Annotated in this window: 21 protein-coding genes; 11 read left to right on the forward strand and 10 right to left on the reverse strand. The window is 67.3% G+C overall.

Annotated features, from left to right (window positions below; genetic code table 11):
• A partial coding sequence (locus ACFWF3_RS02755) for a hypothetical protein (protein WP_379312205.1) occupies positions 1-153 on the reverse strand: 153 nt, incomplete at its 3' end.
• A 153-nt stretch (positions 154-306) separates the two neighbouring features.
• Here ACFWF3_RS02755 and ACFWF3_RS02760 point away from each other — a divergent pair.
• Positions 307-1,326, forward strand: coding sequence for a DUF2330 domain-containing protein (locus tag ACFWF3_RS02760; protein WP_379312192.1), 1,020 nt, complete (start codon positions 307-309; stop codon positions 1,324-1,326).
• A 67-nt stretch (positions 1,327-1,393) separates the two neighbouring features.
• On the opposite strand, the gene ACFWF3_RS02765 is transcribed toward ACFWF3_RS02760, so the two are convergent.
• The 5 genes from ACFWF3_RS02765 to ACFWF3_RS02785 all read right to left on the reverse strand — a co-directional run bounded on the left by ACFWF3_RS02765 (position 1,394) and on the right by ACFWF3_RS02785 (position 6,396).
• Positions 1,394-2,353 (reverse strand): alpha/beta hydrolase, encoded by a 960-nt coding sequence (locus ACFWF3_RS02765; protein WP_379312193.1) that lies wholly within the window; start codon positions 2,351-2,353, stop codon positions 1,394-1,396.
• 135 nt (positions 2,354-2,488) lie between these two features.
• The gene (locus ACFWF3_RS02770) at positions 2,489-2,911 is read right to left on the reverse strand and encodes an HIT family protein (protein WP_378990607.1); all 423 of its coding nucleotides are present in this window, start codon (positions 2,909-2,911) and stop codon (positions 2,489-2,491) included.
• A gap of 82 nt (positions 2,912-2,993) precedes the next feature.
• Complete coding sequence (purB, locus tag ACFWF3_RS02775) at positions 2,994-4,415, reverse strand: adenylosuccinate lyase (RefSeq protein WP_378990608.1); 1,422 nt, start codon at positions 4,413-4,415, stop codon at positions 2,994-2,996.
• 6 nt (positions 4,416-4,421) lie between these two features.
• The gene (locus tag ACFWF3_RS02780) at positions 4,422-5,075 is read right to left on the reverse strand and encodes a TetR/AcrR family transcriptional regulator (protein WP_101464611.1); all 654 of its coding nucleotides are present in this window, start codon (positions 5,073-5,075) and stop codon (positions 4,422-4,424) included.
• A 157-nt stretch (positions 5,076-5,232) separates the two neighbouring features.
• The gene (locus ACFWF3_RS02785; protein WP_379312194.1) at positions 5,233-6,396 is read right to left on the reverse strand and encodes a pyridoxal phosphate-dependent aminotransferase; all 1,164 of its coding nucleotides are present in this window, start codon (positions 6,394-6,396) and stop codon (positions 5,233-5,235) included.
• 409 nt (positions 6,397-6,805) lie between these two features.
• Between ACFWF3_RS02785 and ACFWF3_RS02790 the strand changes: the two genes are divergently transcribed.
• Both ACFWF3_RS02790 and ACFWF3_RS02795 read left to right on the forward strand, forming a co-directional pair.
• On the forward strand, positions 6,806-7,714 hold the full coding sequence (locus ACFWF3_RS02790; protein WP_379312195.1) for a M23 family metallopeptidase: 909 nt from the start codon (positions 6,806-6,808) through the stop codon (positions 7,712-7,714).
• Positions 7,715-7,797: 83 nt separating this feature from the next.
• Entirely contained in the window at positions 7,798-7,980 is a 183-nt protein-coding gene (locus ACFWF3_RS02795) for a YegP family protein (RefSeq protein WP_194825705.1), read from the forward strand.
• Between the two features lie 87 nt (positions 7,981-8,067).
• Here ACFWF3_RS02795 and purD read toward each other — a convergent pair whose 3' ends face one another.
• Positions 8,068-9,351 (reverse strand): phosphoribosylamine--glycine ligase, encoded by a 1,284-nt coding sequence (gene purD / locus ACFWF3_RS02800; RefSeq protein ID WP_378990613.1) that lies wholly within the window; start codon positions 9,349-9,351, stop codon positions 8,068-8,070.
• Between the two features lie 214 nt (positions 9,352-9,565).
• Here purD and ACFWF3_RS02805 point away from each other — a divergent pair, with 214 nt between their 5' ends.
• The 6 genes from ACFWF3_RS02805 (at position 9,566) to ACFWF3_RS02830 (ending at position 13,567) form a co-directional block, all read left to right on the forward strand.
• Positions 9,566-9,943, forward strand: coding sequence for a PH domain-containing protein (locus ACFWF3_RS02805; RefSeq protein WP_378966914.1), 378 nt, complete (start codon positions 9,566-9,568; stop codon positions 9,941-9,943).
• A 14-nt stretch (positions 9,944-9,957) separates the two neighbouring features.
• Positions 9,958-10,383 (forward strand): HIT family protein, encoded by a 426-nt coding sequence (locus tag ACFWF3_RS02810; RefSeq protein ID WP_379312196.1) that lies wholly within the window; start codon positions 9,958-9,960, stop codon positions 10,381-10,383.
• 81 nt (positions 10,384-10,464) lie between these two features.
• Complete coding sequence (locus ACFWF3_RS02815) at positions 10,465-10,986, forward strand: DUF3558 domain-containing protein (RefSeq protein ID WP_379312197.1); 522 nt, start codon at positions 10,465-10,467, stop codon at positions 10,984-10,986.
• A gap of 36 nt (positions 10,987-11,022) precedes the next feature.
• Positions 11,023-11,415, forward strand: a complete 393-nt coding sequence (locus tag ACFWF3_RS02820) for a hypothetical protein (protein WP_379312198.1) — start codon at positions 11,023-11,025, stop codon at positions 11,413-11,415.
• A 266-nt stretch (positions 11,416-11,681) separates the two neighbouring features.
• A complete protein-coding gene (locus ACFWF3_RS02825) occupies positions 11,682-12,815 on the forward strand; it encodes a hypothetical protein (protein WP_379312199.1) in 1,134 nt (377 codons plus the stop codon).
• On the forward strand, positions 12,812-13,567 hold the full coding sequence (locus ACFWF3_RS02830; RefSeq protein WP_378990618.1) for an ESX secretion-associated protein EspG: 756 nt from the start codon (positions 12,812-12,814) through the stop codon (positions 13,565-13,567). Before ACFWF3_RS02825 ends, ACFWF3_RS02830 begins: the two co-directional genes overlap by 4 nt.
• A gap of 109 nt (positions 13,568-13,676) precedes the next feature.
• Here the strand turns inward: ACFWF3_RS02830 and ACFWF3_RS02835 are convergent, their stop codons facing one another.
• Positions 13,677-14,087 carry a DUF6069 family protein gene (locus tag ACFWF3_RS02835; RefSeq protein ID WP_379312200.1) on the reverse strand — a complete coding sequence of 137 codons (411 nt, stop codon included), beginning with the start codon at positions 14,085-14,087 and terminating at the stop codon, positions 13,677-13,679.
• A gap of 194 nt (positions 14,088-14,281) precedes the next feature.
• On the opposite strand from ACFWF3_RS02835, the gene ACFWF3_RS02840 reads away from it, so the two are divergent.
• Both ACFWF3_RS02840 and ACFWF3_RS02845 read left to right on the forward strand, forming a co-directional pair.
• Entirely contained in the window at positions 14,282-14,707 is a 426-nt protein-coding gene (locus ACFWF3_RS02840) for a hypothetical protein (protein WP_379312201.1), read from the forward strand.
• 214 nt (positions 14,708-14,921) lie between these two features.
• Positions 14,922-15,923, forward strand: a complete 1,002-nt coding sequence (locus ACFWF3_RS02845) for a 1-aminocyclopropane-1-carboxylate deaminase/D-cysteine desulfhydrase (protein ID WP_379312202.1) — start codon at positions 14,922-14,924, stop codon at positions 15,921-15,923.
• A 33-nt stretch (positions 15,924-15,956) separates the two neighbouring features.
• Here ACFWF3_RS02845 and ACFWF3_RS02850 read toward each other — a convergent pair whose 3' ends face one another.
• Entirely contained in the window at positions 15,957-17,180 is a 1,224-nt protein-coding gene (locus ACFWF3_RS02850) for an RNA polymerase sigma factor (RefSeq protein ID WP_379312203.1), read from the reverse strand.
• Complete coding sequence (locus tag ACFWF3_RS02855) at positions 17,177-17,335, reverse strand: hypothetical protein (protein WP_379312204.1); 159 nt, start codon at positions 17,333-17,335, stop codon at positions 17,177-17,179. Before ACFWF3_RS02855 ends, ACFWF3_RS02850 begins: the two co-directional genes overlap by 4 nt.
• Positions 17,336-17,489: the final 154 nt, after the last annotated feature.

Raw genomic sequence — 17,489 nt, forward strand, 5'->3', positions numbered from 1 at the left:
GGCGTTCTCCGCCTCCAGGTACGCGATGACCTCGGGGTCTTCCTTGTCCCGCAGCCACTCGTAGTCGTCGACGAACGTGTCACCGTGGTGGACCCGCTCGACGGGCGCCCTCTTCGCGATCGGCGCCGACACGGTCTCATTCTCGCCAGCCATTGGTCCACCGTAGCCGCCCCGCTCCCACCGGGCCCGCCAACTCGGCCGTCGGCGGCCGGCGGCAGCGGGCTCGCGCCGGCTGAGTGAGTATTTCTGCGCATCTGCCGCAGGCCCGTTGTGCGTAGCCTGACCCGCATGGGGATGCGGTACGCAATGCGTTCGTTGGTCGTGACTGCCGGGGTGGCCTTGGCCGCGGGATCGGGAGCGGTGATGCCGGCGAACGCGTGCGCCTGCGGCGGCGTGGTGAGCGCGGACAGTTCGGCGCGGGTGAACAACGAGTCCGCGGTCGTGGGCTGGGACGGGCGGCGCGAGACCGTGCTGATGAGGTTGGGAATGCAGTTCACCGGTGCCGACGCGGCCCTGATCGTGCCGACGCCGACGCCGGCGACCGTCTCGGCGGGCAGTCCGGACTCGTTCAGGGAGCTGTCGCGCATGACCGCACCCGAGCGGGTCACCGAATACGACTGGTTCGGCAGCGGTTCGCTCGGCGGCGACGCATCCGGCGCCGCTCCGGGTTCGGGTCCCGACGTGCTGAGCCAAGTGCAGTTGGGCCCGCTCGAGGCGACCACCTTGCGCGGCGGCGATCTCACCGGTGTGCGCGAGTGGCTGGACACCAACGGCTATCAGCTCCGGCCCGAGGTGAGCGCCACGCTCGACCCCTATCTCCGCGAGGGCTGGTCCTTCGTCGCGATGCGCCTCACCAGCGCGAAGCCCCTCGCCGGCGCCCTGGACCCGGTCCGCCTCACCTTCGACTCCGACCGCCTCGTGTACCCGATGCGCATGTCGGCCGCCGCGACCACACCGCAGTCGGTCCACCTGTACGTCTTCAGCGACCACCGGGTGGCACGCATCGATCCCGATACCGAACCCCACGTCATCACCACCGAATTCGCCTCTCCGGTCGGCGAACCCAGCGATCCGGACCTGAAAGCGCTTGCCGCGAGCGGCAACTACCTCACCGAACTCTCGATCTACATCCCCCACCCGGCGACGATCACCAGCGATTTCCTTCTGGGTCCCGCCGCCGAGAACGTCCCCGTGCGTGACCGAGTGGTGAGCAAGGAATACGTCGAGATCCTCGGTCTGCCCGCGGGTTACGTCTTGATCGTCGCCGGGCTGTCACTGATCGGCGTGATCGCGAGCGTGGTCCTGCGTCGGCGGTCCGCGAGGTAGTCCGAACGCACCGCGACCCGGCTTTTCGGCGGTCACCGCCGTCGAACCGGGTCGCCTGTGGGAATTCTCAGGCCCCGAGCGCGGGTCCGATGACCGGCCACGAAGCGTGCAGGGCGTCCTGCCAGTAGGACCAGGAGTGCGTGCCCACCGGGTGGTAGTCGATCTTGGCGCCGATGCCCGCGGCGCGCAGGCGCTGGTCGAAGGCCACCATGCAGGTGTTGACGCCGAGCTCGATGGGTCCGCCGAGGAAGATGTTCTCGGCCAGCGTGGGCTTGAGTTCGGCCTCGTGCGGTCCGGGGATGCCGGTGCCGGTCGACATGTACAGCGCCTTGCCGCGCAGCCCGTCGATCATCAGGGCCGGGTCGTGCGCCGCCCACTCGGGGCTGCCGGGCGCGCCCCACATGTTGCCGGGATTGCCGCCCCGGTTGACGATGGAGAACATCATCGCGCCCGCCGCCATCGCGATGTCCGGACAGGCGCTGTAACCGGCGACGGCCCGGTAGAGGCCGGGGTGCCGGGCAGCCAAAATGTAGGCCGCGTTGCCGCCCATCGACAGTCCGCCGATGCCGTTCACGCCGGTGCCGTTGAACTGACCGTCGATCAGGCCGGGCAGTTCCTGGGTGAGGAACGTTTCCCACTTGTACCGGCCGAAACGCGGATCGTCGGTGACCCAGTCGGTGTAGTAGCTGGCCTGGCCGCCCATCGGCAGCACCACGTTGACATTCTTGTCGCGGAAGAAGGCTTCGGCGTCGGTGGCGTTGGTCCAGGTGCTCTGGCCGATGCCGGGGTCGAGGCCGTCGAGCAGGTAGTACGTGCCCCGCGCGCCACCGCCCGCGGGGTGCAGGACCTGGAGATCGACGTTGCGGCCCATCGCGGGCGAGGTGACGGTGATCGCCGTCCGGTGCGGAGTCAGTTCGTTGACTCCGATGATCTGCGCGGCGGACGCCGTCGTGGGGTGAACCACCGCCGGTCCGATGACACCGAGGGCAAGGGCCAGCACTGCAGCAGCAACACCTGTACGACGCACGATCTACCCTCCATAACCGCATGCCAATGACAGTCCAAAATAACCCACAGGTGAACAAATCGGAAGCATTCGACAGTTCGGCGTTTCTTCAGCAAACTCTCCGGTTTGCAATGACCGCTTCGCCGGAATTCCGGGTCAGCGGGTGAGGGCGCCCCGGATCGAACCGGCCAGATAGTCGAGATCCGCCCGCGCGGGCGACGTGGGCCGCGCACGCAGACCGAAGCCGTCACCGGGCCTTCGCGGGATCACATGCAGGTGCACATGGAAGACCTCCTGCCCCGCCGTAACCCCGTCGGCGAGAAAGAAATTCACCCCGTCGGCCGCCACTTCACTGCTGCGCAACGCGGCGGCGATCCGCTGTCCGACCTGAAAGAGCTTGCCGCCCAACGCGGGATCGAGATCGGCCAGACTCGGTGCGGGCACCTTCGGCACCACGAGCACATGCCCCGGCGTCACAGGACGAATATCCATGAAGGCGAGGACTTCGTCGTCCTCGTACACCTTCGAGGACGGGGCGGCCCCGGCGATGATATCGGCGAAGATCGTGTACGGATTCACCCGACCACGGTATCGACCCCGACGCACGAAAGCCCGCCACCGGCGCCGAAAAGGCGGCAGTGGCGGGCTGATTCGCACGGGACTACAGAATCGGCGACGGCGTGTAGCGCGCGGCGTCCGGATTCGCCTCGACCAGCTTCTGCACCTGCGCGACGACCTCGGCGACCTGGTCCGATGCTGCGCCGATGAACGCCGCCTTGTCGGCCAGCGCCGCGTCGAGTCCGGCCCGGTCCAGCGGCATCCGCGCATCGGCGGCGAGACGATCCAGCAGATCGGGTTCGCGGCCCTGCTCGCGCATGGCCAGCGCCACCGCCACCGCGTGCTCCTTGATGACCTCGTGCGCGGTCTCGCGGCCGACGCCCGCGCGCACCGCCGCCATCAGGATGCGGGTGGTCGCCAGGAACGGCAGGTACCGGTCGAGCTCACGCGAGACCACCGCCGGGTAGGCGCCGAACTCGGCGAGCACGGTCAGGAAGGTCTCCATCTGCCCGTCGATGGCGAAGAACGCGTCGGGCAGCGCGACGCGGCGCACCACCGAGCAGAACACGTCGCCCTCGTTCCACTGGGCACCGGCCAGCTCGGCGGCCATCGAGCCGTAGCCGCGCAGGATCACCTGCAGGCCGTTCACCCGCTCACACGAGCGCGTGTTCATCTTGTGCGGCATCGCCGACGAACCGACCTGGCCCGGCTGGAAACCCTCGGTGACCAGCTCGTGACCGGCCATCAGCCGGATCGTGTGCGCGAACGACGACGGCCCCGCACCCAGCTGTACCAGCGCGGACAGCACATCGTGATCGAGCGAACGCGGGTACACCTGACCCACGCTGGTGAACACGTTCGCGAAGCCGAGGTGAGTGGCCACCTGCTGCTCGAGGGCGGCGAGCTTGTTCGCGTCACCGTCGAGCAGGTCGAGCATGTCCTGAGCGGTGCCCATCGGGCCCTTGATCCCGCGCAGCGGGTAGCGGTCGATCAGCTCGCGCACGCGCGCCAGCCCGACCAGCATCTCGTCGGCGGCGGAGGCGAAGCGTTTGCCCAGCGTGGTGGCCTGCGCGGCGACATTGTGCGAGCGCCCGGCCATCACCAGGGTCTGGTACTCGGCGGCCCGCTCGGCCAGGCGCGCCGCGATGGCGATGCCGTGGCGGTACACGTGCTCGAGCGAGAGCCGGATCTGCAGCTGCTCGACGTTCTCGGTGAGGTCGCGGCTGGTCATGCCCTTGTGCACGTGCTCGTGCCCGGCGAGCGCGTTGAATTCCTCGATCCGCGCCTTCACGTCGTGGCGGGTGACCCGCTCACGCTCGGCGATCGAGGCCAGGTCGACGTGGTCGATGACGCGTTCATAATCATCGACAACCCCTGCGGGGACATCGATTCCGAGTTCGGCCTGCGCACGCAGCACCTCCAGCCACAGCCGGCGCTCGAGCACGATCTTGTTCTCGGGCGACCAGAGCGCGACGAGCTCCGGGCTGGCGTATCGGGTGGCGAGGACATTCGGGACGAGGCTCACGAGCACTCAGTCTAATTGCCGCACCCGTTCGGCCTGCTGGGGCATCATGTTGGGGACCACGGGCGGGGCGACGATGTCGATCATTTCGAGCAGACCGGCCCTGGCGGGTCGGCGAGGTTCGGGGTGGCCTTCGATCAGCGCGGCGACCACCGCACCGTCGACGACGGCCACCATCCTGCGTAACTGCTCGGGGCGCACCACTCGGTCGGAGCGGCGCAGCACGTCGGCGAGCAGTTCTTCGAGCTGGGTGCGTAGTCGGAGCTGGACCTCACGTAACTCGGGGTGACGGGCCGACGCCACGGACCGCTCGTAGCGGGCGATGAGCTGGCCGCGGGCGTCGAGGTCGCCGTCGTCGGGGCCGACGAGCACGTCGAGCACGAGCTCGACCGTCGCCTCGGTGCCGCGCCTGCGATGACTGACCTCACCGACCCGGCGGCGCATCGCGTCGAGTTCGATCGCGCCGCTGAACTCGACGGCGCGGGCGATCAGATCCTCCAGCGATTCGAAGTAGTAGGTGGTCGACGCGAGTGGAAGATCAGCTCGCGAGGCCACCGAACGATGTCGCACGGCGTCGAAGCCGCCTTCGAGCAACAGCTCAGCCGCCGCAGCCACCAGAGCCTGCCGACGTCGTTCGCCTTTCGGGGTCGTTGCGGTGGTCACCGTGCCAACGTGCCAGTCATCATCAGTTCAACCGTGCGCAATCGTCATCGGGGAAACACTGGGAATTCGGGATAACTGAGTTTTACCGTATCCCGGCACAGATGTGTTCGTACTACGCAAAGTTGTTGTCGCACATCACTGTTGACAAGTGTCCAGATCAGCCCTTCAGGAACCGTCCCAGACGCTCCAGTGCTGCGGCGATGTCGTCGGTGGAACCTGCGAAGGAAAAACGGACCGTGTGGTTTCCATTTGTGGTGTCGAAATCGAGTCCGGGCGCCAGCGCGACGCCGGTTTCGGTGAGCACCTCGGCACACCAGGCGCGCGAATTATCGGTCAAATGACCAATATCGGCGTAGGCGTAGAAGGCGCCGTCGGCGGGCGCGAGATCGGTGATTCCGATCGCGGGCAGGCCCTCCAGGAGCAGCGCCCGGTTGCGCGCGTACCGGCGCACATGCCCGTCCAGCTCATCCTTGGCTTCCGGCCCGAAGGCGTGCACGGCCGCGTACTGGGAGATGGCGGGCGGGCACACCGTCATATTCGACGCCAGCCGCTGCAGCGCCGGGCGCAGGTCGGCCGGGGCCAGCATCCAGCCCAGCCGCCAGCCGGTCATCGAGAAGTACTTCGACACCGAACCGATCACCACCGACTCACGGGAGAACTCCCACGCCGAGGAGGTCGGCGTGCTCGCGCCCGCGTAGGTGATGCCGTGATAGATCTCGTCGGAGATCAGCAGCGTGCCGTGCTGTTCGCACCAGCGGGCCAGCGCGGCGAGTTCCGCGGGGTCGATCATGGTGCCGGTCGGATTGGCCGGGCTGGCCACCACCAGACCCTTCGGCGGCTCCGGCAGCGCTTCGAGCATCGCCACGGTCGGCTGGAATCTGGTCTGCGGGCCGCAGTCCAGTTCGACGACCTCGCAGCCGAGCGCGGACAGCGTGTTGCGGTAGGCGGGATAGCCCGGACGCGCCACCACCACCGTGTCGCCCACGTCGAAGGCGGCCAGGAAGATCAGCGTGAACGCGCCCGACGACCCGGTCGTCACCACCACCTCGTCCGGGTGCACGTCGTAGCCGTAGGTCTCGCTGTGGTGCCCCGCGATGGCCTCGCGCAGCGGCAGAATGCCGAATGTCTCGGTGTAGCCCAGCAATTCGTGATCGATCGCCGCCCTGGTAGCCCGCAACACCGGCGCGGGCGCCTGCGTGGACGGCTGCCCCGCCGCGAGCACCAGCACATCGCCGTGCGACCTGGCGCGTTCAGCGGCCGCTTTCCACACATCCATGACGTAGAAAGGGGCGATGGCCGACCGGCGCGATTCTCTGGACACCCGAGAGACGGTAGAGCACCCGATTGCGGGCGTTCACAGATATGGTCGGCACAATGGCTCCGACAGCGAATACGCAGCCACCGACGCGACCTCTGTGGTCACGTCGGGGCCGGGGCGCGGGGGCGGGATGAAGCGGACAGGGACGGCACGGGACGTGCGGGCGGGCACCCCCGAGGAGAGCGTGGACACCGAATCCGCACAGCTCACCGCCGACATTCGCGCGTCCGGCGGGGACGCTGAATCGACAGCGGCGGGCGGGTCGGCGGGAGACACTGCGACGACAAGCGGGTCAGCCGAGTCGACGCGATCGAGAACTGGTGCGAGCCGTCGGGCTGTCAGCGTCAATGGCCGTATCTTGCAGGCGAACTGGCGGGAGCAGTTGCCGTCGAAGGGAGCGGCGCGCGACCGCATGACGGAGTGGGCCGCACGGTACCCGGTGGTCGGGGAGATCGCCGGTGAGCTGCGTAGCGGTGAGATGCGCAAGGTCTTCTGGCGGCGGCCGAAGGCGCAAGCCGAAGCCCTGTGGGCACGGCGGCCGAGTCGCGATCGGGTGCGTCAGGTGCTGGTCGAACGGCGCGTACTCATCGCCGCAATGGCCGCGGTGGCGGTGTTCGTGGCAGCCGACGGACAGTTCGGCGCCGTCGTCGACGGTGCCCCACTCGCACCCGGCGAAGCGATCCACGTGGCCGTCGCCTATCCCCCGCAACTGCTCCCCAACCCCCAGTCGGCGACCCGCATGCTCGCTGCCATCGACGCAGGTGAGAAGCGCCGCGAGGCACAAGTGGTCGCCGCGGCGGCCCGTTCCACGCTCGAACGCGCGAAAGCGGAGGCGGCGGCCGCGGCATCGGGTGAATGGCAGGACTGGATGGGCCAGCGCGCCCCGGTGGTTCCCGGCGCGATGGTGCCGGTGCCCGGCTCGACCCCGTCCGTCGGCGGGTTCAGCCTGCCCGCGAAGGGTGCGTTCACCTCCGGTTTCGGCTCCCGCTGGGGCACCATGCACCGCGGCATCGATATCGCGGGCCCCATCGGCAGCCCCATCTACGCCGTCGCCGACGGCACCGTGGTCGAGGCAGGCCCGGCGCAGGGCTTCGGCCTCTGGGTCCGCATCCGCCACGACGACGGCACCATCAGCATCTACGGCCACATGTACGACTTCTTCGTCTCCCAGGGCGAGCGCGTCCCCGCCGGAATGCAGATCGCGCGCATCGGCAACCGTGGCGATTCCACCGGCCCGCACCTACATTTCGAAATCGTGCAAAACGGCCAGCATGTGGATCCGCAGGCCTGGCTCGCTGTGCATGGATTGCGTCTCGATTGACATCGCGTCGAGACCACCGACATCACGGGAACGTTAATGTGAGACCTGTCGAGTGTTTTCCTCCGAACCGAAGCGAGGCAACCATGGCAGGCAAGTTCGAGGTATTCAAGGACAAGGCGGGAAAATTCCGTTTCCACCTCAAGGCCGGCAACGGCGAAATCGTCCTCGAAAGTCAGGGATACGAAAGCAAGGAAGGCGCCAAGAAGGGGATCGCCTCCATCCAGACGAATGCTCCGAACGCCCAGGTCCTCGACCTCACCGCCTGATCGGCGCAGCCGCGCAACGTGCTGCGCCACCGTTTCCCGCTCGATCGTGATCAGCGGTCGCGCACCGCTGATCACCGATCGCGCGAATTACCCTGCGACGCTGTTACGTTCCGGAACAACAACTTCGGTCGCGCCGATATCAGTCCGGAAATGACTGCCGGTGAGCTTGATTCCCGCGAGTCGCGCGTAGGCCCGCTCCCGCGCCTGCGCGAGGTCCGCACCGACACCGACCACGTTCAGCACACGCCCGCCCGCCGACACCAGCGCCTTGTCGGCGCGCTGATCCGTACCGGCGTGCAGCACCAGCGTTTCGCCCTCCAGCGCGCCGTCATCGGCACCGGTGATCACATCGCCGGTACGCGGTCGCGCCGGGTAGTTCTCGGCGGCGAGCACGACGGTGATCGCGGAACCGTCTTTCCAGCGCGGTGCGTCGACCTCGGCGAGGCGCCCGGTCGCGGTGGCGTGGAGCAGTTCGGCGAACGGGCTGTCCAGCAGCGCGAGCACCGCCTGGGTCTCGGGATCACCGAAGCGGCAATTGAATTCGACGACAGCCGGGCCGTTCGTACCGATCGCCAGACCCGCGTACAGCAGGCCCGAGAACGAGCTGCCCCGCGCGACCAGCTCGGCGGCGACGGGCTTCACCACGTCGTCGACGATCTCGTTCAGCGTCTCCGCGGGCAGCCACGGCAGCGGCGTGTAAGCGCCCATGCCGCCGGTGTTCGGGCCGGAGTCGCCGTCGCCGACCCGCTTGTGGTCCTGTGCGGGCAGCAACGGGATCACGGTCTCACCGTCGACCAGGCAGAACAGCGACACCTCCGGACCGTCGAGGAACGACTCCAGCAGCACCGGATGTCCCTGCTCGAGCAGTTCGGCGCCGTGATCGCGGGCCGCGCGCCGGTCGGCGGTCACCACCACGCCCTTGCCCGCGGCGAGCCCGTCGTCCTTGACCACCCAGGTCGGGCCGAAGCGGTCGAGCGCCGCGTCCAGCTCGGCCGGGCTGTCGACGATCTCGCTGTGCGCGGTGCGCACCCCGGCCACCGCCATCACATCTTTCGCGAACGCCTTCGACCCTTCGATCCGCGCCGCGTCGGCCGACGGGCCGAACACGGGGAATCCGGCCGCGCGCACGACGTCGGCGACGCCGAGCACCAGCGGCACCTCGGGGCCGATCACCACCAGGTCGGCGGCCACTTCACCGGCCAGCGCGGCGACGTCGTCGGCGGAGCAGGGATCGACCGGGCGTAGCTCGGCGTGCTGGCCGATGCCGGGGTTGCCCGGGGCAGCGATCACCGCCGTCACGGACGGATCCCGGCGCAGCGCCAGGACGAGGGCATGTTCACGGGCTCCGGAACCGATGACGAGTACGCGCACGGCCTTAGATTAGTCGCGTACTTCGCGCGTACTTCGCACGCCCCGTTCCGATACAAGGTCCGCGATCGGGTAGCGCGATCGTCACCCCCGCGAGGGCGCTTCGGGCCGGCGATCGGGCCGTCGCGATGCGGCTCGGCCCTCGCGGCTCGGGTTCGATTGCGCCACAATGGGACCAGGCGTGGCGCGGCAGCCGCCACCGAAACGGGGGAATGCCATGGGCCTGCTCGACGGGATGATGGGCAATGCCGGTCGCATAGATCCGGCCGCCGCCCAGCAGGAATACGCGAAGCTGTTCGGGCAGGGCGAGCAGGTGTACGCCGCGTTCATCCTGGTCCGCGACGCGATGCTGTTCACCAATCGCCGCCTGATCATGGTCGACAAACAGGGCGTCACCGGCCGCAAGGTCAGCTACCACAGCATCCCCTACCGGTCGATCAGCCACTTCGCCGTCGAAACCGCGGGCACCTTCGACCTCGACGCGGAGCTCTACATCTGGATCGGCAGTGGCGACGAGCCGGTCAAGCAGCGTTTCAACCGTCAGGTCGACATCTACGAGGTGCAGGGCATCCTGTCGCATTTCGTGTCGATCTAGCTACGCTCACCGGTATGGCATCCGTCTTCAGCGCGATCATCGCAGGTCAGATCCCCGGCCGCTTCGTCTGGGAAGACGACGAGTTCGTCGGCTTCCTCACCATCGGCCCCGTCACCCAGGGCCACACCCTCGTCGTCCCGCGCGCGGAGATCGACCAGTGGCAAGACGTGGATCCCGCCGTGATGGCCCGGATGATGGGCGTGGCCCAGAAGATCGGCCAGGCCGTCCGCGCCGCCTTCGACGCCCCCCGCGCCGGCCTGCTCATCGCCGGCCTCGAGGTCCCCCACCTGCACACCCACGTCTTCCCCGCCTACACCATGGGCGACTTCGACATCTCGGGCGCGAACACCGACCCCACCCCCGAATCCCTCGACGAAGCCCAGACCAAGATCAAGGCCGCCCTCCGCGACCTCGGCCACGGAGCGAACGTCCCAGCCTGAGTTCTGCCCTGGATGGAACCGAAACGACCGGGCGCGCGTCTAAGACATCGAGTGGTCGTTGTGTGCGAAAGAGGAGAGACGATGCGAGTGGTTGGCTTTGCCGCCGGGGTGTGCGCTGTAGTGGCGCTCGCCGGATGTTCCACAGCGGTCGACGGGCAGCCTGAGGCCAGCGGGGCTCCGCTGACCAAGGAGCAGCTGTTCGATCCGTGTGCTGTGTCGGACAGTGTGTTGCAGGCGGCGGGCCTCGACCCGGCGTCGAAGGACAGCAATTTGTTCTCGGTCCCCCGCGCCGAGTGGAAGGGATGCGGGTGGCGTGCGGATGGCTACTTCATATCGTTCATGTCAACGGTTTACACCACTGATGAAATACGCTCGAACAACCGATACCACGACTTCAAAAATGTAACAGTCAGCGATCGGGATGGCCTCCAGTTCTATATTGGCAACGAGACACCCCCGGTAGAATGCGAAATAGCGTTCGATACCACCCAGGGTAGGGCACTCGTCAATGCGAGCAAATTCGTGGACAGTAAATCAACGACCGATCCATGTACTTTAGTCACGAATGCCGCCCCGCATTTCGTGGGTTCCATTCCACGCTAGTCGTGGGCCGTATCTACCGGGGAGATAGTTACTGCGATGGCAGAGATGAATGCACTAGCAAAAGATTTCCAGACTTTAGCGGGCGAAGCGGCTTCGGGCCGACTTGTTATCGAGTATGACGCGGCGGAGCGCTGCGCGAAGTGGTGTGACGACTACATCAACGATCTACGAAACCTGTCCTTGCGCACCAGGAGGATGGTCGACGCCGACTCCTTCGGCAATCTCAACTCCGCCAAGACCCTCGCGAAGAAGTTCGTCGATCTAGCCGATGGCGGCGAAGGCACTGGTTCCTACCTCGACGCAGCCCGGCAGCACATCGAGATACTCACACAGATGGCCGACATGTATCGCAAAGCCGGTGCCGCATACAAGAACTGCGATGAGGCCACCCAGCTCGCCGTCAAACAACAGACCAACAAACTAGACTGAATCCGGGGGGATAAATGACTTTCTCAGATTTCATGAGCAAACTGGGCAGCGTTGCATTGACAGCATCGAGCCCGTCCAGAATTGGAGACCGAATCGGTTCGTTGTTCGATTCCGACATCTCCGCCACGCAGTCCGAACTAGACGCCCAAGCTGCGGGCAACAGCGCACGGTCTCGCATCTACGCCGAGAATTCCAGCCTCGCCACTGGCTTTTCCGGTGAGTTCACCCCCCAGGTCGTGCCGCCCGTAATGGAACCGTTCCTTACGATGAGCCATTCGGACATCATGAAGTTTGTCGAGTCGATCAACCCCGCAACGATGAGCAACAGCGTTCAAGCCTGGCGGCAATTGGCGACCGACACAACAACGAAAGCCACTGCCTTCCACGACAATATCCAGAAGGAAATGGAACGGGGCTGGTCGGGAAGCGCAGCGAGTCAAGCGCTGGCGAGCACCAAAAGCTATCTCGCCGACGTGCACAAGGTCGACCAGGCTGCCTCCCTGATCGGCAACAAGATGGAAGAGGCCTACTCCGGCTTCAACCAGGTGAAGTACTCGGTACCGCACGAATCCGACCAACAGAGCAGCACCGTCGCAGGATTAGTCGCCACCACGCTCTCTAATGCGGTCGCGCCCGGGCTCGGCACCGTAACCAACTTCGTCATGGACAGCACCAGCGCAGGCCGCTCCGATGCCGCCCAAGCAGCGGCTCGCCAGGTGATGGAGACCGTCTACAAGCCAGTCGCGCAACAGTCAGACACCCAGGTACCGAAGGTCCCCACGCCGGCGAAACCCCAGTCCGACAAGCCGACCGGCGACACCAACAAGGACAAGCCGACGGGCACCACCACCGACAAACCCACCGGCACCACCACCAAGCCGAGCACCGACGACACCACCCCCTCCACCACGGAGCCGGAAACCCCCACCACCACCGACCCCGGTGACGACGACACCACCGACGACAGCACCACTGACGACACCACCGGCGACGAGACCACCGCGGCCACGACAACTCCGGAAACCCCCACCACCACTACCCCGTCAGGCACCAGCCCTGGCACGACTCCGGCCGGCACGTCCCCCGGCGGACTCGGCTCCGGCGGCGGAGCAGGCGCTGGCGCGGGTGCCGGAGCAGGCGCGGGCACACCCGGTGCGGCAGTCCCCGGTACCGCCGGTCAGAAGCAGGGCGCCGGTGCGGGCACGGGCACGGGTTCCGGTGCGTCGTCGGGCCGCTCGGGTATGTCCGGCATGGGCGGAATGGGCGCTCCCGGCGCGCGCGGCGGCGGCAAGGACGACGAGAACGAGCACCAGGCCCCCGACTATTTGCGCGGCGTCCACGAAGAACTGCTCGGCCCCGAACGCCTGCACGTCCCGCCGGTGATCGGCGGCGACGCATGACCGACACCTGGGAGCTGACCCCGTTCGAGTTCTGGGTCGCCTGGGAAACGCTCGGCCGCGACCGTATGCCCTGGCCCCTCACCTTCACGGCAGGTGTCGAAACGCAGGTCGAGTTCGACCGGGAATGCCGTCGTGCCGCGGATTCGCTGATCGCCAAAATGGGCACCGACGAATCGCTGTACCACGCCTTGCACGCCCTCGCGCACCCCGAAATCCGGGTGGAACTGTTCGGGCACCGCTTCGACGGCCGCACCCGGATGGTCCGCGCCTGCGCGACCACCGAGGCGAGCAACGGCGTAGTCGCCGCCCAGCTCCCCGGTCCCGAATACGGCCAGGGCGGCAACATCCTGATCACCCTGCGCCCGGCCCACGCCATCGTCACCCGCCTGCTGTCCATCCTCCCGAAAACTCCCGCGGGCACCACCGGCGGCTTCAACGTCCACCGCGACGACTTCACCACCACCCCCGACCCCTACGCCCGCCACCGCACCCCCGCCGAACAAGCCCTCAAATTCCTCAAACGCCCCTTCACCACCTACGCGGAATTCCGCGTAGCCACCGGCCCGGCCCTGGACGGCTGGCAAGAAGGCGGTACGACCCTCCAACTGGTCGACTACACCGACGACGGCCGCTACCTCATCCAAGAAGGCGAACGAGTAGAAGTAACCCCCACCACCCCCGACCGAATCGAAGCCCACCTCCACCACCTGATCGAGAAAGCCACGGCCGGCACCCGCCAATCAGCCTGGTAGCCAACAGCACTGGTGGAAACATCCACTGCGGAAATCGTGTACAGCCCGGGGTGTCTGCACACGATTTCCGCGGTAGCCCAGTTCTCCATGGCCGCTCACCCAGCCGAGGCTAGGCATCGAGCCGGGTGGCGACCGCCGGGATGACGATCGCGGCGGCGACGAGGTGGGTGAGCATCAGGGTGAGCTTGGTGTCGGCGGCCGCGTTCACGATCAGATCGGGGACGAGCGAGAGCGCGGTCAGTGCGATCGTGGTGCGTACGAACACCGTGCGCGGGCTTCGGGCCCACGTGCGCAGGGCGGCGGCGAAGAGGACGCCGATCGCGGCGAACATCAAGGTGAGCTGGGTGAATCCGGCGAGTGGGATCTGTTCGCCTGCGATTGCGAGGGAAACGCCGACGGCGTGGGCGAGGGCGGCTACGGCCGTTGTCGCAGCCGCGGCGCCGACGGCCGCCAGTGCTGCCGGACGCCAGAAGGCGGAGCTGCTGCGGACAGTGGGCGCGGCGTAAGCGGAGGTGGTCATGTCGTACTCCCGTGTGGTGTGGGCAGCCCGTTGCCGCCTCTCCTCAGTTCCACGAACAGGACCGGCCGAATACGACAGGTCTCGGCGAAGTTCTTTCTGCTCAGCCATGGGCCGGTGTCGGCGAGCGCCCTTGTTCTTTCGCCCAGGAAACGATGTACTTGGCTCCGGTTCGTTCCTATCGGAAGGTTTCGCAGATGCGTTTGACCGTTGGACTCACCACCGTCGTCGCGATATCGCTACTCGGGGCAGGCACAGCGTCGGCGGAGGTACGCGAGGCGAAGATTCAGTGCCTCGGTTCGAACGCGAACTTCCACCTGTACCCGTTCTATCTGTCGCTGGTGGCGACCTCATCGGACGACCGACCCGGCACCATTTCGATTCAGCCCCGCGGCGATTCGAACTTCGGTCCCTTCGGCTATCACGCGACCGTGAACTGGACCAATCTCGACACCGGCGAATCCGGCGTCGTCGCCCAGGACGGCACCGTCGGCGCCGACATGCCGAGCTTCGACGTGAACACCGGCTGGGGCACGGTCCGCCTGACCGGCGCGGTAGGCACCTCCGGTCTGTCCGCGGGCCAGACCATGCAGTGCTCCGGCGCAGACCTCTACGTGCCGTAGCGCTCGTCAGCCGGGCGGATCATCGAGCGGCGACACCGTTGTTCGCGCCACGGGCAGCAGGATTTCGTAGCGAGCCGGCTCGCTCGGTCACGGCATGGGCGGCGGCGATTTCGGTGAGCGCGCGGAGCGGATTCGATACGGTAGGCAGTAGCGAATCCGAGGAGGAAAATGTGCCGCGCCCACGGATCGGCGACTGGTTCCGCGACACCGGCCGATGAATACTCCGCTTCTGCACCAACGCTTTCCACGCCTGCGCGAATCCCTGCCGCATATCGGACTGAGCTCCGGCCCGACACCGGTCCGTAGACTCGATGCGCTGCCTACCGGTGGCGCGCCGGTCTGGCTCAAGGACGACGGCGCGTTCGGTGACGGCGGGTGGGGTGGCAACAAAGTCCGCAAGCTGGAATGGATCCTGCCCGACGCGCACCGGCGCGGCTCCCGGACCATCCTGACCGTCGGCGGATTGGGGACGAACTGGGGACTGGCCGTCGCCCTGTACGCACGCGATCACGGGCTCGGCACCGCGCTCGCCCTCGTCGACCAGCCCGTGGACGAGCACGTTCGTGCCCAGCTGAACCGACTCGAGAACTGTGGCGCCGCGCTGTATTTCACGCATTCGAAGACGCGGACCATCCTCACCGCGCCGATGCTGCTCGCCCGGCACACCACTGGGTGGCATCTGCCCTACTTCCTGCCGCCCGGCGGGTCCTCGCCGGTCGGTGTCCTCGGCTACGTCGAGGCCGCGCTCGAACTGGCCGGACAAGTAGACCGCGGCGAGCTACCCGAGCCCACCCACCTCGTGACCGCCGTCGGATCCGGCGGCACGATCGCGGGGCTGCAACTCGGATTGCGGATGGCGGGCTTGACGACCCGGGCAGTCGGTGTCGTCGTCAACGACACGCTGCGGTTGGACCCGGCGACGATCACCCGGCTCGCCCGCCGTACCGCGCGCCTGCTGCGTCAGCGAGGCGCGGACCTGTCCGATCTCGAACCGCGAGTCGAGGACATCGATATCGTCACCGACTGGCTCGGCAGCGGCTACGGCCACCCGACGTCGGAAGGCGAACGCGCTCAAACCTTGTCAGGCGACCGCGAGCACCTGCACCTCGAACCGGTCTACACCGCCAAGGCCATGGCGGCGCTGCTGGCGATGAACGAGCAGGGCGCATTCGGCGACGGCCCCGTCCTCTACCTCAACACGAACGGGCCGCGCTGACCAAGCGAGTCCATACCGGAAGTCACAGCAGTTCTACACAAGATGCTCACGCCTCCTGCTCAGGTACGCACGCTCGGCGGGGTTCTGCGTGGCGGCAATCGCGGCGTCGTAGGCGGATCTCGCCTCGGCGCTGCGCCCCAACCGGCGGAGCAGGTCGGCGCGGGCGGCGTACCAGGCATGATAGCCCTCGAGTGGCAGTGAATCTATCTGTGCCAGCGCCACATTGGGGCCGTCCAGTTCAGCGATGGCGACGGCCCGGTTGAGGGCGACGATCGCGGTCGGGGTGACGGTGTAGAGCTGGTCGTAGAGGGCGACGATCTGGTTCCAGTCGGTGTCGCGGGGGTCGGCCGCGTCGGTGTGGACCGCATTGATCGCCGCCATGATCTGATAGCGACCAGGTGGGTCGCCGCCTGCCGCGACTCGGCGCAGGCATTCGCGTACCAGCGCGTGCCCCTCGGCGATGAGGGTGTGGTCCCAGCCGCCGCGGTCCTGCTCGTCGAGCGTCACCAGCTCCCCGCCCGCGAAACGTGCCGCGCTGCGGGCGTCGATGAGCAACATCAGCGCGAGCAACCCGGCAACCTCGCCGTCATCGGGCAGCAGATCGCGCATGATGCGGCCGAGCCGAACGGCCTCGGCCGTCAGGTCGGCCCGAACAGATTGCGCGCCTGCCAGATACCCCTCGTTGAAGATGAGGTAGATGACCTCGAGCACACCGCCGAGCCGATCGGTGACGTCATCGCGATCGGGCACGCGGAACGGGATGTGCGCGGCTTTGATCTTGGCCTTGGCGCGGGTGATGCGTTGCGCCATGGTCGTTTCGGCAACGAGAAACGCACGAGCGATCTCGCCGACGGTGAGCCCGCCGAGCAGGCGCAGTGTCAGCGCGACTCGCGCCTCCGGCGCCAATGCCGGATGGCAACAAGTGAAGACGAGCCGGAGACGGTCGTCGTTGATCGGTCCGGTCGGTTCGTGCGGTGTGTGATCGTCGATGATCATGGCTGCCTGGTGTTTCGCGTCGCGCAGTGATTCACGGCGGATCCGGTCGATCGCGCGGTTGCCCGCGGTCTTCGTCAGCCAGCCGCCCGGGTTGGGCGGTATGCCGTCGACCGGCCACCGTTCGATGGCGGTGAGCAAAGCCTCGCCCGCGGCGTCCTCGGCTATGTCGAGATCGCCGAACCGTCGAGCGAGCGAGGCGACCACCCGGCCGTACTCCTCGCGGTAGATCCGATCGATCCGGGCGCGAGTGTCGTCGCTCATGCGCCGTCGAACGTCCTGATCTCGATCTTCTGCTCGCAGACCTTCGACGCCCTGGCGGCGATCTTCAGCGCGGCATCGAGGTCGGGCGCCTCCACGACCCAGAACCCGTCGGTGTAGGTGCGGAGGATGGTGGGGATGCGGACCTCGATGGCCATGGGTCGGGGCTCCTGTCGGGAGTAGTCGGTCGGGGGCGCGCGGCAGCGCAGGGACAGCCGTGGGTGCGTGAGTGCGGCGCCGCGGCGCACGGCCGTACGGCGGCAGGGTGTCGCGTCAACAGATGGCGCTGGCGAGCCTGCACAGGTCGACGTG

The sequence above is a fragment of the Nocardia sp. NPDC060220 genome, assembly GCF_042727815.1.
Classification (GTDB): Bacteria; Actinomycetota; Actinomycetes; order Mycobacteriales; family Mycobacteriaceae; genus Nocardia.